The organism is Nocardioides eburneiflavus (genome assembly GCF_004785795.1).
In the GTDB taxonomy this organism is placed as follows: domain Bacteria; phylum Actinomycetota; class Actinomycetes; order Propionibacteriales; family Nocardioidaceae; genus Nocardioides; species Nocardioides eburneiflavus.
Window position 1 is genome coordinate 3122133 of sequence record NZ_SRRO01000001.1, and the last position, 15355, is coordinate 3137487.

General features: G+C 68.2%; 17 protein-coding genes. 14 read left to right on the plus strand and 3 right to left on the minus strand.

Annotated elements, in window-relative coordinates:
* Positions 1 to 191 precede the first annotated feature (191 nt).
* Entirely contained in the window at positions 192 to 1130 is a 939-nt protein-coding gene (locus EXE59_RS14715; protein ID WP_135839580.1) for a 3-carboxyethylcatechol 2,3-dioxygenase, read from the minus strand.
* The gene (locus EXE59_RS14720) at positions 1127 to 2113 is read right to left on the minus strand and encodes a zinc-binding dehydrogenase (RefSeq protein ID WP_135839581.1); all 987 of its coding nucleotides are present in this window, start codon (positions 2111 to 2113) and stop codon (positions 1127 to 1129) included. The genes EXE59_RS14715 and EXE59_RS14720 overlap by 4 nt, the downstream gene beginning before the upstream one ends.
* A gap of 100 nt (positions 2114 to 2213) precedes the next feature.
* Here EXE59_RS14720 and EXE59_RS14725 point away from each other — a divergent pair, with 100 nt between their 5' ends.
* The 8 genes from EXE59_RS14725 (at position 2214) to EXE59_RS14760 (ending at position 9636) form a co-directional block, all read left to right on the plus strand.
* Positions 2214 to 3611: an aromatic ring-hydroxylating dioxygenase subunit alpha gene (locus EXE59_RS14725; protein WP_135839582.1), complete on the plus strand. Its 1398-nt coding sequence runs from the start codon at positions 2214 to 2216 to the stop codon at positions 3609 to 3611.
* On the plus strand, positions 3608 to 3961 hold the full coding sequence (locus tag EXE59_RS14730; protein WP_135839583.1) for a non-heme iron oxygenase ferredoxin subunit: 354 nt from the start codon (positions 3608 to 3610) through the stop codon (positions 3959 to 3961). The genes EXE59_RS14725 and EXE59_RS14730 overlap by 4 nt, the downstream gene beginning before the upstream one ends.
* Positions 3961 to 5181: an NAD(P)/FAD-dependent oxidoreductase gene (locus EXE59_RS14735; RefSeq protein ID WP_135839584.1), complete on the plus strand. Its 1221-nt coding sequence runs from the start codon at positions 3961 to 3963 to the stop codon at positions 5179 to 5181. The genes EXE59_RS14730 and EXE59_RS14735 overlap by 1 nt, the downstream gene beginning before the upstream one ends.
* 65 nt (positions 5182 to 5246) lie before the next feature.
* Complete coding sequence (locus EXE59_RS14740) at positions 5247 to 5831, plus strand: aromatic-ring-hydroxylating dioxygenase subunit beta (RefSeq protein WP_210429006.1); 585 nt, start codon at positions 5247 to 5249, stop codon at positions 5829 to 5831.
* Positions 5832 to 5842: 11 nt separating this feature from the next.
* Positions 5843 to 6703, plus strand: a complete 861-nt coding sequence (locus EXE59_RS14745; RefSeq protein WP_210429007.1) for an alpha/beta fold hydrolase — start codon at positions 5843 to 5845, stop codon at positions 6701 to 6703.
* Positions 6700 to 7533, plus strand: a complete 834-nt coding sequence (gene hcaB / locus EXE59_RS14750; RefSeq protein ID WP_135839585.1) for a 3-(cis-5,6-dihydroxycyclohexa-1,3-dien-1-yl)propanoate dehydrogenase — start codon at positions 6700 to 6702, stop codon at positions 7531 to 7533. The genes EXE59_RS14745 and hcaB overlap by 4 nt, the downstream gene beginning before the upstream one ends.
* 13 nt (positions 7534 to 7546) lie before the next feature.
* On the plus strand, positions 7547 to 9184 hold the full coding sequence (locus EXE59_RS14755) for an acyl-CoA synthetase (RefSeq protein WP_135839586.1): 1638 nt from the start codon (positions 7547 to 7549) through the stop codon (positions 9182 to 9184).
* Positions 9181 to 9636 carry a hypothetical protein gene (locus tag EXE59_RS14760; protein ID WP_135839587.1) on the plus strand — a complete coding sequence of 152 codons (456 nt, stop codon included), beginning with the start codon at positions 9181 to 9183 and terminating at the stop codon, positions 9634 to 9636. The genes EXE59_RS14755 and EXE59_RS14760 overlap by 4 nt, the downstream gene beginning before the upstream one ends.
* 38 nt (positions 9637 to 9674) lie before the next feature.
* Here EXE59_RS14760 and EXE59_RS14765 read toward each other — a convergent pair whose 3' ends face one another.
* Complete coding sequence (locus tag EXE59_RS14765) at positions 9675 to 10478, minus strand: IclR family transcriptional regulator (RefSeq protein WP_210429008.1); 804 nt, start codon at positions 10476 to 10478, stop codon at positions 9675 to 9677.
* A gap of 148 nt (positions 10479 to 10626) precedes the next feature.
* On the opposite strand from EXE59_RS14765, the gene EXE59_RS14770 reads away from it, so the two are divergent.
* The 6 genes from EXE59_RS14770 (at position 10627) to EXE59_RS24520 (ending at position 15313) form a co-directional block, all read left to right on the plus strand.
* Positions 10627 to 11187, plus strand: coding sequence for a helix-turn-helix domain-containing protein (locus EXE59_RS14770; RefSeq protein ID WP_246057070.1), 561 nt, complete (start codon positions 10627 to 10629; stop codon positions 11185 to 11187).
* Positions 11188 to 11461: 274 nt separating this feature from the next.
* Positions 11462 to 12181 (plus strand): 2-keto-4-pentenoate hydratase, encoded by a 720-nt coding sequence (locus EXE59_RS14775; protein ID WP_281280316.1) that lies wholly within the window; start codon positions 11462 to 11464, stop codon positions 12179 to 12181.
* Entirely contained in the window at positions 12178 to 13125 is a 948-nt protein-coding gene (locus tag EXE59_RS14780; protein ID WP_135839589.1) for an acetaldehyde dehydrogenase (acetylating), read from the plus strand. Before EXE59_RS14775 ends, EXE59_RS14780 begins: the two co-directional genes overlap by 4 nt.
* Positions 13122 to 14147, plus strand: coding sequence for a 4-hydroxy-2-oxovalerate aldolase (gene dmpG, locus EXE59_RS14785; protein WP_135839590.1), 1026 nt, complete (start codon positions 13122 to 13124; stop codon positions 14145 to 14147). The genes EXE59_RS14780 and dmpG overlap by 4 nt, the downstream gene beginning before the upstream one ends.
* 27 nt (positions 14148 to 14174) lie before the next feature.
* Complete coding sequence (locus EXE59_RS14790; RefSeq protein WP_135839591.1) at positions 14175 to 15209, plus strand: alpha/beta hydrolase; 1035 nt, start codon at positions 14175 to 14177, stop codon at positions 15207 to 15209.
* Entirely contained in the window at positions 15206 to 15313 is a 108-nt protein-coding gene (locus EXE59_RS24520) for an FAD-linked oxidase C-terminal domain-containing protein (protein ID WP_246056807.1), read from the plus strand. Before EXE59_RS14790 ends, EXE59_RS24520 begins: the two co-directional genes overlap by 4 nt.
* Positions 15314 to 15355 lie beyond the last annotated feature (42 nt).

Sequence of the window (15355 nt, forward strand, 5' to 3'; positions counted from 1 at the left end):
CGGCGCGTCGAGGAGGCGTCGGTCGACGTCGAGGTCGCCTGGGAGGACCGGGCCCGGGCCGAGCGGGCGGTGGCCGACGCGGAGGTCGCGGCGGCGGCCGCGATCGAGCGGTTTGTCGCCGAGCGCCTAGCGGTCAAGGATGTCGTGCACGGGCCAGCTACCGGCCGGGACCTGGGGAACGCGAGGTGGCGTCACCTCTGTGCGGCAGTCGCGACCGCGAAGCCTGCGATCCATTCGGGGATCGCGCGGTAGAAGCGGTTCGACATCTCGTAGGACCCGCTGGCGGCCAGTGAGGCAAATGCGGCAATCCAGGTGCGCACCTCGTGCCCGGAGCCGCCGCCTTGATGGCCCACCCACTCGACCGCCCAGGAGTCGAATTCGGCCAGGTCGCCCTTCTCCAGCAGGTCAAGCAGAAGGTTGTCCCACTCGGGATTGATCGGGATCATCGATGTCGCGCCGGCGGCGTAGTCGCGTCCGGCCTGCACGACGCGCTCCTCGGCCTTCGCGCGCTGCTCGGGCGTGGGCGGATGGCCTTCGATGAGGGCGTCGGCGACCCGCGGGGGTGCACCGTCGAGCACCGGCACCGGGGGATCGTGGGAGAGCCCACCGGAACCGAGAAAAAGCACCCGTTTGTCGAGCTGGGCGGCGGCCTCGCCGATGGCCGTACCCAGTGCACGGACGCGCGACAGCGGACCAAGGGGGGTGGCCACACCATTCACGAACACCGGTACAACGGGCACCTGATCGATGCCGCCGAACAAGACCTCGAGCGGCTGCACGAAGCCGTGGTCGACGGTCATCCGGGCGGAGATGGTCAGGTCGACTCCATCGTCGAGCACGGCTCGTGCGATGGCCTGCGCGGCTGCTGTGTCGACGGAGAGCGGCCCTGCCTGCGATCCGAAGTCACCGACGGAGTGCGCCGCTGTGGCCAAGCAGAACGGTGGCATCTCCTTGTAGAAGAAGCCGTTGTAGTGGTCCGGCGCGTAGAGCACCACCAGTTCGGGGTCGAACTCGTGCACGAACGCGCGCGCCTGCGCGACGGCGGCATCGACGGCGTCCAGGACCTCGGCGTCCGGGTCGTTCTTGCCGATCAGGGGGGAGTGGGACAGGCCCACGGCAGCGGCGCTCACGTGTGCTCCTTCGGGTCGGTGGGGTGGACGATGACCTTGCCGACTACGTCGCCGTCGGCCATGAGCTCGAAGCCCTTGTGGATTTCGGCGAGGGGCATGGCGCGGTCGATGACGGGGCGCACGCCCGTAGCGGTGATCATGCGCAGCAGCGCCACGAACTCACTGCGCGTGCAGCCGGTCGATCCGAGGATCCGCTGCTGCAGGTAGAAGATCCGGCCCAGGTCGGCCGGTGGGTTCATCCCGGACGTGGCTCCGGCGATGACGACGGTGCCACCGGGGCGCAGGCACTTCAGGGAGTGGGACCAGGTGGCCTCGCCGACGGTCTCGATGACGACGTCGACCTTCTCCGGGAGCCGGCCACCGGACTCGATGCCGCGCGCGCCCCATGACTCGGCGAGCTCCAGCTTGGCGGCGGAACGTGACGTGGCGTAGACGACCGCGCCGGCCGTGACGGCGAGCTTGATGGCGGCGGACGCGACCCCACCTCCGGCGCCCTGAACGAGAACACGGTCGCCGGCCTTGATCCCGGCCTGGGTGAAGAGCATCCGGTACGCCGTACCCCACGCGACCGGCAGGCAGGCGGCCTCATCGAATGAGATCCCGTCCGGGATCGGAAGGAGGTTGCGGGCCGGCACCAGCAGAGACTCGGCGAACGCGCCGTCGGTCTTCTCTGAGAGCAGGGCCCGCTGCGGGTCGTGGGTCTCGTCGCCGCCACCCCGATCAGAGGAGGCAATGACGGGGTAGACGACCACGCGGTTACCTACCGCGTCATACCCGGCGGCGTCACAGCCGAGGATCCTGGGGAGCTCTTCGGGCGGGTGCCCGACGCCACGCAGTGTCCAGAGGTCGTGCATGTTCAGCGATGAGGAGACCACCCGCACGAGCGCCCAGCCGGGCCGTGCCAGCTTGGCGGGCACGTCGCGCAGCACCAGCCCGGACATAGGGTCGGTGGGGTTCTGGGAGATGGCCACGGCGGCGAACATGGCTAAACCGTGCGGGTCGTGGCGACCGGGCGGCACTCGGCGTGCCGTGCAACGGCACACGGGCTGTGAGGACCGGTCGCACCCGGTGTTCCGTTCTCTCATGACCTCGACCATCGAGCCTACGACGGCGCAGGAGGCCTGCCCGGGCAACGCATGCGGCAACCCGCCCCAGGGTCGGGCCACTTCCGCGGCGCGCGGCGCGCTGGACCGGCCCTCTGAGCTCCAGCGCACCGTCGACGTCTCCGGCCTCGTCGACAGCGAGGGCGGGCTCCTGGATCGCGCGATCTTCACCGACCGCCTGCTCTACAGCCAGGAGCTGCGCCGGGTGTTCGCGCCCAGTTGGCTGTTCCTCGCGCACACCGACCAGTTCCACAAGCCGGGCGACTTCTTCACGACGTACATGGGTGAGGACCCGGTCATCGTGACCATGGACAAGAACCGGCGGATCAAGGCGTATCTCAACTCCTGCCGGCATCGCGGCGCCCGGGTGTGCCGCGCGGACTTCGGTCAGACCCGGAACTTCACTTGCACCTACCACGGCTGGTCCTACGACCTCGAAGGCCGGCTCGTGAGCGTGCCCAACGAGAGTGGGTATCCCGACTCCTTCCGCCGTGAGGACTGGGGCCTGGTCGAGGTCCCGCACGTGGAGAGCTACCACGGACTGATCTTCGGCACTTGGAACCCCGAGCCCGTCTCGTTGCGTGAGTCGCTCGGCGATATGGCCTGGTATCTCGACGCGATGCTCGACCACGACCCCGAAGGAACCGTGGTCGTCGGAGGCGTCCACAAATGGGTGCTCGACGGGAACTGGAAGCTCGCGGCCGAGCAGTTCGCCACCGACTGGTACCACGTGAACATGAGCCATGCGTCGGCGCTCATGGTGCTCTCGCCGACCGGGAAGGGCTCCAAGGACGAGATCGTCCACCGCACCGGTCGGCAGTACGTCGACCCGAACGGCCACGGAGCCGGGTTCCCGGTTCACCCGAAGAACCGGTTCGACGCCGATACGGTGCACCACTGGATGGACTACGACGCGCTCCGTGAACGCCTCGGCGACGCACGTGTCGAAGGACCGGTGACCACCGGCCACGCCACCGTCTTCCCGAACTTCTCCTACCTCCCGGTCAACGGCTCGATCCGCATCTGGCACCCGAAGGGTCCGGACGAGATGGAGGTCTGGGCCTGGACGATCGTGGACAAGTCCATGCCGGGGGAGGTCCGCGAGGCGCAGCGTCTCTACAACCTCCGCACCTTCGGCCCCACTGGCATCTTCGAGCAGGACGACGGCGAGAACTGGTCGGAGTGCCAGGCCATCGCGCATGGCTTCATCACCAACGGGGTCGCCCTGAACTACCAGATGGGCATGGGGTCCGAGCGCGAGGACGGCATCCACCCCGGCACCACCAGCGAGCTCTACAGCGACGCCGCCGGCCGGTCCTTCTACGCCCGCTGGCGCACGCTGATGAACACCCCCGCCTGGCACGAGGAGACCCAATGACCATCGACACCGGCAACGGCGTTGGAATTCGGGTCGCGAACCTGAACGACATCCCCGAGGGCGAAGGCATCTCCGTCCCCAAGTACGTCACCGGCACCGACGACGACATCGCGCTGCTGCGGGACGAGGACGGCAGTGTCTGGGCGCTGGACGACACCTGCACCCATGAGACTGCGTCGCTGGCTGACGGCTGGGTCGAGGAAGGTCATGTGGAGTGCCCGCTCCACTCGAGCAAGTTCTGCCTCAAGACCGGCGAGGTGCAGGGCCTGCCCGCCACCAAGAACGCCTGTCCTCACCGCGTCGAGGTCCGCGACGGCGAGATCTGGCTGTTCCCCAACCAGGCTCCCTGATGGAGGCGGCCCGTAGCGTCGTCATCGTCGGCGGCGGCATCGCTGGCGTCAGCACTGCAGTCGCGCTCCGCTCTGGCGGTTTCCTGGGCGAGATCACGCTTGTCGACGCCGGTGAGTTCCCCTACGACCGCCCTCCGCTGAGCAAGGACTATCTCGCCGGGAAGCAGGACCTTGAGCAGGTCGCCCTGCAGCCTCAGAGTTGGTACGACGACAACGCGGTGCGGCTGCGCAACCTGGCATCCGTGACCGCCCTCCGCCCCGGACATCGGGCCGTCGAACTGTCCGACGGAAAGCTGCTTGCCGCCGATCGCATCGTGTTGGCCACCGGCGGCCATGCGGCCCGCCCGCCGATTCCGGGCGCGGACAGCCCGCGGGTCCACGTCCTGCGCACCGCCGAGGATGCCGATGCCTTGCGCAAGGCGATGCTGCCCGGTGCCCGGCTGTTGGTCGTCGGCGCCGGTCTGATCGGGGCAGAGGCCGCGTCGACCGCGCTTGGCCTCGGCTGCGAAGTCACCCTGGTCGACCCGGTCGCGGCGCCGCTGGCCCACACGGTCGGCCGCGACGTCGCCACCTGGCTGCACGGACTGCACACCGAGCGCGGGATCTCCGTCGTCACCGCCGGCGTCGAGTCGTTCGCGGACACCGCGGCCGGCGTCGAGGTCCGGATCTCTGGCGAGGACGAGTCGCGCACCTTCGACGCCGTGCTCCTCGGTGTGGGGATGACGCCCGAGACCTCCCTCGCCGAGGAGGCCGGTCTGGAGACCGATCAGGGCGTGGTGGTCGACGCCGGCCAGACGACGAAGACCCCCGCCGTACTCGCGGTTGGCGACTCCACGCGGCGTCGCATCCACGGCGCCCTGCTGCCCCGCGCGGAGCACTGGGAAGCAGCCCAGCACGACGGCGCCCGTGCGGCCGCAACCATCCTGGGCGTCCCCCGACCGGCTCCGACCTCGAGCTGGTTCTGGAGTGATCGTCACGGGCTGCATCTCGAGGCCGTCGGCAAGATCGCGGGCGCTGGGACCACCGTGGTCCGCGGCGCGATCGGCGACCCCTCCTTCTCGGTGTTCGGCGTGACCGGCGGACGGGTCGTGGGCGCTGTGGCCGTCGACGAGCCGAACGCGGTGCGTGCCGCCCGCCGCCTCATCGACCGATCGATCGTGGTCGATCCGCACCGTCTCGCAGATCCCAGCGTCGACCTGCGCAAGCTGCTCCGCGGCTGAACGGGCGTGCCGTGCGACGGCACACGACGTTCCGCCAACTCCGCAGAAGGGATCGAATGGTGACCGTGACCACCACTACGGACCCGGCCTCGGCGATGAGCGCCCGCGAGCCCGGGGCGCTTGCGGACTTGCAGACCCACTTCGAGGTCGAGCAGTTCTACTACCGCGAGGCCGAGCTGCTCGACGACGGTCGCTATACCGACTGGCTCGAGCTGCTCGCCGACGACCTCGACTACTGGATGCCGACGCGCACCAACCGGCTTCGTCGACAGCAGGCGCTGTCGATCGCCAAGCGCGGCGAGGCGGCGTTCTACGACGAGTCCAAGGAGTCCCTGGCCTGGCGGATCCGCCGCTTCGACTCGGGAATGGCCTGGGCCGAAGACCCGCCGTCGCGCACCCGCCACCTGGTGACCAACGTCGTCGCCCGCTATCTCGACCCCGACGAGCACGAGGGCTTCACTCCCCACGACCTCGTGGTCCGGTCGGCGTTCCTGGTCTACCGCAACCGGCTGGAGCGCGAGGAGAACGTCTTCGCCGGCGGACGCACCGACGTGCTCCGGCGTTCGCCGTACGGTCTGCTGGTCGCGCGCCGCACGATCCTGCTCGACCAGAACATCCTGCAGTCCAAGAACATCTCCACCTTCTTCTGAAAGGACCCTCCGTGACCGCCACCGAGCTGGAGCTCACCCACCACACCGTGTCGACCAGCCGCGGCGACATCGCCGTGGCCGAGACCGGCACCGGCCCGGTCTTGGTGATGCTGCATGGCGGCGGCCCGGGTGCCTCCGCGGTCGCAAACTACGGCCAGAACCTCGCGGCTCTGTCGAAGCACTTCCGCGTCGTGCTGCCCGACCAGCCGGGTTTCGGTGGCTCGTACCGGCCGAGCCAGGAGGAGCTCGATGGCTTCTCGATCACCCAGATCGCCGTCGACGCCCTCGTCGAGGCGTTCGACCAGCTCGGGATCGAGAACTTCCACCTGCTCGGCAACAGCCTCGGTGGAGCGGCCGCGATCGCGCTGGCCCAGCAGCACCCCGACCGAGTGATTCGGCTGGTGCTGATGGCGCCCGGCGGCGGCTGGCTACCGTTCGGCCCCACGCCGACCGAGGGCCAGAAGGAGATGTGGAAGTACTACAACGGCGAGGGCCCGTCGCTTTCGAAGATGAAGTCCTTCATCGGCGTGATGACCGCCGAGCCGAAGAAATGGACCGAGACGGCCGAGGCGCGTTACCAGGCGTCGCTCGACGAGAGCCACATCGCGTTCTACCACCGACTCAACGCCCACTTCGCCCAGCGGCGCGGCATGGACCCGCTATGGCGTGACCTGCACAAGGTGAATGCCCCGACCCTGCTGCTGTGGGGCCGCGACGACCGCACGATCACGCTCGAGGGCGCCCAGATCATGCTGAAGTACATCCGCGACGTGCAGCTTCACGTCTTCGGAAACTGCGGGCACTGGGTGCAACTGGAGCGCCAGGCCGAGTTCGAGCGCCTGGTCACCGACTTCCTGGGCAATGGCTCGTGAGCGGCTGGCTGGAGGGTTACGTCGCCCTCGTCACCGGCGGCGGGTCCGGCATCGGGGCCGCAGTCGCGGAGCGATTCGTGGCGGAGGGCGCCTCTGTTGTGGTGATGGGCCGCGACCAGGACAAGCTGGCCGCGGTCGTGAAGAGCTCGACGGACCCGGACCGCATGCACGCCGTCGCCGGCGACGTGTGCTCCGCCGACGACCTGGCTGGCGCCGTCGCCGAGACAATCGACCGGTTCGCCAGGCTGGACACGCTCGTGCCCAATGCCGGGATGTGGGACTTCCAGCGTCAACTCACCAAGCTCACCGCCGACGAGCTCTCCCGCAGCTTCGACGAGCTCTTTGCGGTCAACGTCAAGGGCTACCTGCTCGCCGCGCACGCCGCCTGGCCCGAGCTGGTGAAGACCCGGGGCAGCATCATCATGACGCTGTCCAACGCCTCCTTCTACGTCAACGGCGGCGGGCCGGTCTACACGGCCAGCAAGCACGCATGCCTCGGCCTGATGCGGGAGCTAGCCTATGAGCTCGCCCCGAAGGTGCGCGTCAACGGCGTGGCCTGCGGTGGCATGAACACCGACCTGCGCGGCCCCGCCTCGCTGGACCTGGCCGACCGGTCGATCGCTACAGCGTTCGCCAAGCGGGGCTCGGACGCTCCGCCGCCCCCGATTCCACTGCACGACTCCAGCACGGATCCGCGCGACTTCACCGGGTCCTACGTCCTACTCGCGTCGCGCGAGCAGTCCGGGCCGATCACCGGGCAGGCCATCTCGGTCGACGGCGGCATGGGCGTGCGCGGCTTCCGCAGCGACGCCGGCGGAAACCATCTCTAAGGAGCGACCACCGATGACCAGGCACATCTCGATCCCCGAAACGAACGCCGCGCAGACGAAGCCGCCGGTGCTCGGCCACCCCGCGAACTCCGGCCACCGGGTCGACATCAACGCGGCCACCGCGGTCGCCCGGCACGCCCGCTTCCGGCCGGACAGCACCGCGGTCGTCTACGAGGGCGGCGACCTGACCTACGGAGAGCTCGACGATCGTGCCGCCCGGCTGGCCTCCGTGCTGGCCGACGGCGGCACGAGCGAGGGTGACCGGGTCGCCTACCTCGGGCTCAACAGCCTGTCGTTCCTGGTCACCATGCTGGCGGCGTTCCGGCTTGGTGCGATCTTTGTGCCGATCAACTTCCGGCTCGCCGGTCCGGAGCTGGAGTCGGTGCTGGCCCGCAGCGGCGCCAACACGATCGTGTGCGAGGAGGGCCATCGCGCCGCCGTCGACGCGGTCACGGGTCACCGGCTCTCTCTCAGGCTGCTCGTCGACGACGATCCGGCGATCCCGACCACCCCGGTGACCAGGCCATGGATCGGCTGGTCGGCGTTGTTGGCAGACGCGACGCCGTACGCTGAGATCGCGGTGAGCGACTTCGATGATCCGGCGATCCTTATGTTCACCTCGGGCACGACCGGCCTCCCGAAGGGGGTCGTGCTCACCCACGGCAACGCGTGGTGGAACTCCGTCAACGTCGAGCTCATGCTCGACAGCCGGCCCGGTGACACCACCCACGCCGCGGCGCCGCTCTTCCACATCGGCGCGCTCAACAGTTTCGTGCTGCGTGCTCTGGTGCGCGGCAACCGCATCGTGCTGCGCCGCGGGTTCGACCCGGAGCAGACCCTCGACGACTACGCTCGGTACGCCGTCGGGTCGACGTTCGCGGTCCCGACCATGTTCCAGGCGCTGGCCCGACACCCAGGCTTCGCCGATGCAGACCTCTCCGCGCTCCGGTCTGTCGTCGTTGCTGGCGCGCCCGTCCCGCCGTCGCTGATCCGGCAGTGCGCCGAGCGAGGCATCCAATTGCAACAGGCCTGGGGTCTGACTGAGACCGCCCCGTTCGCGACCCATCTGCCGGCGGAGTGGACGTTGGCCAAGACGGGCTCGGCCGGCATCCCGATGCCGTACACCGAGGTGCGGGTCGTCGACATGGAGGTCGGCGATCCGCTCCCAGCAACCCGACGGGGAGAGATCGTCGTACGCGGCCCCAACGTGACGCCTGGCTACTGGGAGGATCCTGAGGCCACGGATGCGGCGTTTGACGGAGAGGGGTGGTTCCACTCCGGGGACATCGGCTACCTGGACGACGACGGTTTCCTCTTCATCGTGGACCGCCTCAAGGACATGATCATCTCGGGAGGGGAGAACGTTTACCCCGCCGAGGTGGAGCGGGCACTCGCCGACCTTCCTTGTGCGGTCGACGTCGGCGTCGTCGGCGTGCCGGACGATGAGTGGGGTGAGGCGGTGGTCGTGGTAGTCGCCGTGGCCCCGGGCGCCGAGCTCACCCTCGAGCAGGTCCGCGAGCACGCCGCGAAGAGTCTGGCCCGCTACAAGCTGCCCAGGCGGCTGCAGATCGTCGACAGCCTCCCGCGCAACGCCTCCGGCAAGCTCGACAAGATCCGGATGCGTTCGAGCCTCGCGATGGAGGAGTCATGACTGCCGAGATCCCGGCCATCTCGCTCGAGTCATGGAAGACGCTTTCCCGGGACACCGCCCGAGTCTGGACAAGGCTTGTTCTGCGTCGCCAAATCGAGCCCGCCACCGTCGGCACCGTCGTTCTCGAGCGTTGTGCATCCGGCCGTCTGCGGGAGGCTTACCCCGTGAGTGAGCACGACATCGAGGTTCGGGTGACCGAGTTGCCTCCCGTGGTGCTCACCTCCCTTCTCGGCGATCTGGTCGCGGCGATCCTGGCCGCCGACCCCCACTGCCGCCGAGTCATCTACGCCGTGCCCGAGGGCGATCTGGAGCTGCTCGGCGCGGCCGAAGACGCGGGATTTCGCTTCGTGGTGGACGTCGAGCTACCTGACGGACCGGTGAGCTTGGGGGTCGCCGAGCCCGCCTGGGTCACGTTCGTCGACCTGGACCTCGAGCGCGTACCGCATACCTGACGGGCTTCGTCAGTCGTCCTTCGGGTCCGGGACCGACGTCATGCGACGGAGCGTGGTCGGCGCAGGGATGCGCCCAGCCCCGCCCTCAGAGCGGCCAGCGAGGCGGAGTGTGCGACTTGCCGAAGGGCAGGCGAATGCTGTTGGAGGTCGAAGCTGCCCACGGGGCCGGACACGGACAGACCTGCGACCGGACGACCGCCCACCCCGAAGACCGGAACCGCGATGCAAGCGAGCCCCGGCGCGGCTTCCTCGGACTCCACTGCGAAACCGTCGCGGCGTACGTTCATGAGCTGGAGGGTCAGGCGATCGGAATCCACGAGCGAGTTCGCGGTGAGCGCTGTTAGCGGAGCGGTGGCGAGGGCGTCGAAGGCGGCGGGATCGTGAGCAGCCAAGGCCTTGCCGATGGCCGTGCAGTGCGCAGGGACTCGTCCTCCGACCCGGGAGGGCGAGGGAACGCGGCGGTGACCGTAGAGCTTGGCCAGGTACACCACCTCGACGCCGTGCAGCGTGGCCAGATGGACCGTTTCGTGGGTCAACTCGTACAGGTCTGCCAGGAACGGGGTGAGGGCTTCGCGGATGCGCTCGTTCTCGGGGGAGTAGACGGCGCTGCCCAACTCGTGAAGTCGCCGACCGAAGCGGTAACCGCTTCCCACTCGCTCGACGACACCGTTGCGCTCGAGCATCTTGAGCACCCGGAAGGCCGTGGACTTGCTCAACTCCGCTCGTCGAGCCAGTTCACTGACGCCCAGGCCGGTACTGGCCTGGGCGCCGAACGAGACCAGCAGGCTGAACGCCTTGTCGATCGCTGCCCGATCGTCGCGGGATGTCGTCGTGCTGCTCATGGTCCGAACTCCGATGTCCTCGCTCTGATCTAGTATAGGTGACATGATGGCTACTAGAAGTGACGCCAGTCAAGAGTGACGGGCCGTCAACTACAGTGACACCCTTGGAGTGGTCGAGGTGGAATCAAGTGAGCTTGTGGCCCGAAATGTGCACCGTTTCCGGCTGGAGCGCGGGCTCAGCATCGGGGACCTGGCCCGAAGGTCAGGCTTGGCAAAGCAGACCCTGTCCAAACTCGAGATGGGGAACGGGAACCCGACTGTGGAGACCCTGGCTGCCGTCGGCTCCGCTCTCGACGTGTCGCTGCGACGCCTGGTCACCGAATGGGGCACCCCGGTGTACGTCCTGCGGTCGGACCAGGGGGAGTGGTCGCATTCCCGGGGACACCAAGAGCGCGCCCTGGACGAGGTCTACGGCTCGGGCTATGTGCGGACTGTGCTGCTGAAGATGACCCGCGGGGACGACTCCGGGGAGGTCGACGCTCACCAACCCGGCACGCTGCACCACGCCTACGTGGTGAGGGGGAAGGTGCGGATCGGGCCGACGAGCGACCTAGTCGATCTCTCGGCCGGAGACTTCGTCCGTTTCCCTGGCGACATCCCACATAGGCAGACGTGCCTGAGCGATCGGGCGCTGCTGCACATGGTCACCACGCTTCCGCAGGTGCGCCAGTTCGGCCCCACGGTGCTCAGCCAGGCCCAGTCCACATGAAGGTGTGCCGTGGAGCGGCCGGGGCTGTCGAGGGCGTGCGCGCCCTCGACAGCCCCTTCGCCGTTTGCGAGTCGCGAGGTAAACCCACGGGGCATCGCCAGAAGCAAGACCGATCCCTGTGCCGTTGACCGGCACGGACCACCCCGCATCTCGACAGGCAGTCGATATTCGAAGGGTGACTCTTGAGCCCACGCCCCTGGATGCCGGCCTGGCCACCACCCGAGCAGCAGACCGGCTACTCAACGCGACCACCACCCACGTGCCCTGCAGCCCCGTGCGGGACCTCATCGGCTCCGACAACGTCCTCGCCGCTTACGCCGTCCAGCGGCGTCTGACCCAGGCGCGACTGCTCGACGGTGCCCGAGTGGTCGGCCGAAAGATCGGACTGACATCTCCGGCCGTGCAGGCACAGCTGGGGGTGGACCAGCCCGACTTCGGGATGCTCTTCGACGACATGGCCCATGACGACGGCGCCATGATTCCTTTCGGATCCGTGCTACAGCCACGTGTGGAGGCGGAGATCGCCTTCGTGCTCAAAGACGACCTCGTCGAGGGTGAGCTCAACAACAAGCGGGTTCGCGCGGCCATCGACTACGGCGTGGCTGCCCTTGAGATCTGCGGCAGCCGCATCCGGGACTGGGACATCAGCTTCGGGGACACCGTCGCCGACAACGCCTCGGCCGGAGCCTACGTGCTCGGCGGGGTACGCGTGCGGCTGGATGAGGTCGAGCCCAGGGATGTCGAGATGACGATGAGCGTCAACGGCGAGCAGGTCTCGACCGGATCCGGAGCGGCTTGTCTAGGCGACCCGGTCAATGCGCTCATGTGGCTCGCCCGCCAGGCGCGCAAGCTCGGCGAGCCGCTGAGGTCCGGACAGGTGGTCCTGTCCGGAGCGCTCGGCCCCATGTTTCCCATCGCCCCCGGCGCCGAGGTCACCGCGACGATCACGGGGCTAGGCACTGTCTCGTGCACGTTCACCGAGGAGGAGGAATGAGCCGGACCAAGGTCGCCATCATCGGTTCGGGCAACATCGGCACCGACCTGATGATCAAAGTGCTCCGCAATGCCGAGCACCTGGAGATGGGTGCCATGGTCGGCATCGACCCTGACTCCGACGGTCTCGCACGCGCCGCGCGGATGGGTGTGCAGACCACGCACGAAGGCGTTGCCGGACTGATGGCGCTGCCCGACTTCCCCGAGATCGAGATCATCTTTGACGCAACATCGGCCAAGGCCCACGAGGCGAACGCCGCGCAACTCGGCCCGCTCGGCAAACGGCTCATCGACCTGACCCCCGCCGCGATCGGGCCCTACGTCATCCCCGCGGTCAACCTCGAGGAGCACCTGGACGCGCCCAACGTCAACATGGTCACCTGCGGAGGACAGGCCACGATCCCCGTGGTCGCGGCCGTCGCCCGCGTCGTACCCGTGGAGTACGCCGAGATCGTCGCCTCCATCGCCAGCAAGTCGGCCGGCCCGGGCACCCGGGCCAACATCGACGAGTTCACCGAGACCACCTCGGCCGCGATCACCCAGGTCGGCGGCGCCAAACAAGGCAAAGCGATCATCATCCTCAACCCCGCCGAGCCGCCGCTGATCATGCGCGACACCGTCTTCGCCCTCGTCGACGCGCCAGACCCCGCGGTGCACGAGGAGATCCGGCGGTCGGTGGAGAAGATGGTCGCCGACGTGGCGGCCTACGTTCCTGGCTACCGGCTCAAGCAACCGGTGCAGATCACCGAGATCCCCGGGGACCAGCCGGTCGAGACCCTCATCGCCGAGGGTGCCCAGCGTCCCACCCACCAGGTCTCGGTGTTCCTCGAGGTCGAGGGCGCCGCGCACTACCTCCCGGCATACGCCGGCAACCTCGACATCATGACCTCGGCTGCCGTGCAGATGGCAGAGCGGATCGCCGCTGCCAAGGAGGCCCACAAGTGAGCACCAAGATCTTCGTCCAGGACGTCACCCTGCGCGACGGCATGCACGCCCTTCGGCACCGGATCTCCACCGACGACGTGCAACGCATCGTCAAAGCCCTCGACGAGGCCGGCGTCGACGCGATCGAGGTCGCCCACGGCGACGGACTGGCTGGCGGCTCGGTCAACTACGGCCCGGGCTCCAACACCGACTGGGAGTGGATCGAAGCCGCGGCCTCTGCGCTGGAGCGCGCGCGGCTGACCACGCTGTTGCTGCCCGGCGTGGGCACGATCCATGAGCTGAAGACCGCGTACGCGCTCGGCGTCCGCTCGGTCCGCGTGGCTACGCACTGCACCGAGGCCGACATCTCCGCCCAACACATCGCCGCCGCGCGGGAGCTAGGCATGGACGTCTCCGGCTTCCTGATGCTTTCCCACATGGCGCCGCCCGAGGAACTCGCCCGGCAGGCAAAGCTGATGGAGTCATACGGCGCACACTGCGTCTACGTCACCGACTCCGGCGGCCGGCTGACGATGAACGACGTGGCCGCCCGCGTCCAGGCCTATCGCGACGTCCTCGACGCCGGGACCGAGATCGGGATCCATGCGCACGAGAACCTCTCGCTCTCGGTCGCCAACTCCGTCGTCGCCGTCGAGAACGGCGCACGCCGCGTGGACGCGTCCCTCGCAGGCCATGGCGCCGGTGCTGGCAATTGCCCGTTGGAGGCCTTCATCGCGGTCGGGAACATCTCCGGGCTGAAGCACGGTTGTGACCTGTTCCAGCTGCAGGACGCCGCCGACGACATCGTTCGCCCGCTGCAGGACCGGCCGGTCCGGGTGGACCGGGAGACCCTCACGCTCGGGTACGCCGGGGTCTACTCCTCGTTCCTTCGCCACGCCGAGAACGCGGCGCGGAGCTACGGCGTGGACGTCCGCGACATCCTCATGGAGTGCGGTCGCCGCCGACTCGTCGGCGGCCAGGAGGACATGATCATCGACGTCGCCATCACTTTGGCCACCGACAACCAGGCCGTTGCGGTCTGACGACCCCACTGAATCAGGAATTGCGACATGACCGACTCAGCACGACGAGTAGACGTCCAGTTCGGCTCAGGCGACGGGAACTGTCGGGCCTGGCTCTACCTACCCGCCGGCGCCACATCTGCCGAACCGGCGCCGATCATCGTCATGGCACATGGCTTCGCCGGCATCAAGGAGATGAGGCTCGACGCGTTCGCCGAGCGTTTCGTGGGCCAGGGCTACGCCTGCCTCGTCTTCGACTATCGACACTTCGGGGCCAGCACCGGCGAGCCGCGTGAGCTCGTGAACGTCCGCCGCGAACTCGACGACTGGAAGAACGCCGTCGCGTACGCCAGGCATGTGCCTGAGGCGGATCCCGCCCGCGTCATTCTCTGGGGCACCTCATTCGCGGGTGGTCACGTCATCGTTACGGCAGCGGACGACCCCGACATCGCTGCGACCATCGCCCAGTGTCCGTTCACCGACGGTCTCGCGGCCGGCGTGAGGATGCCATTCACCACGCTTCTGCGGCTGATGCGCTGCGCCGTCCAAGACAGTCGCGCGGCCAAGCGGGGCGGAGACCCCGTCAGAGTCGAGGTCGTCGGAAACCCTGGAGATCTTGCAATCATGACCGCTCTCGATTCCATGCCAGGATTCAACGCGATTCTCGAAGCCTCCGGAATCTCCGACTGGCCAAGCCGCGTCCCTGCCCGGGTCATGTTTCAGATCCCCCGATATGCCCCTGGCCGTCGTGCCAAGGACATCCGCACGCCGATCCTGTTCTGCATCTGTGACCGCGACAGCGTCACCCCGGCTCGCAAGACCGACAAGTACGCAGCACAGGCCGTGCTAAGCGAGACCCTTCACTACGACGCAGGGCATTTCGAGATCTATGTCGGGGACCTCTTCGAGACCGTCGTGTGTGACCAGATTTCGTTCCTCGCCGAGCATGTGCCCACCCGACCTTTGATGGACATGCTCGAATCGCACCCCAAGGTCACTCCGGGCGCTGGGATCGCGCAGAGCTCGGCGACGTCGGTCGTCTCAACGCGCCGTGGCTGGCCAAACAGGCCGGTCGAGACGTGATCACGGTGACCGCACGGATCAAGCGTGCGCTGGACCCGTGCGGCATCCTCAACCCCGGAGTCATCCTGGAGACCGGGGGCCCGTCGCGGGAGGCCACCTCCTGAGCAGGGGTGTAGATGGAAGCCCGAGCGCCCCTCGTCGACGAC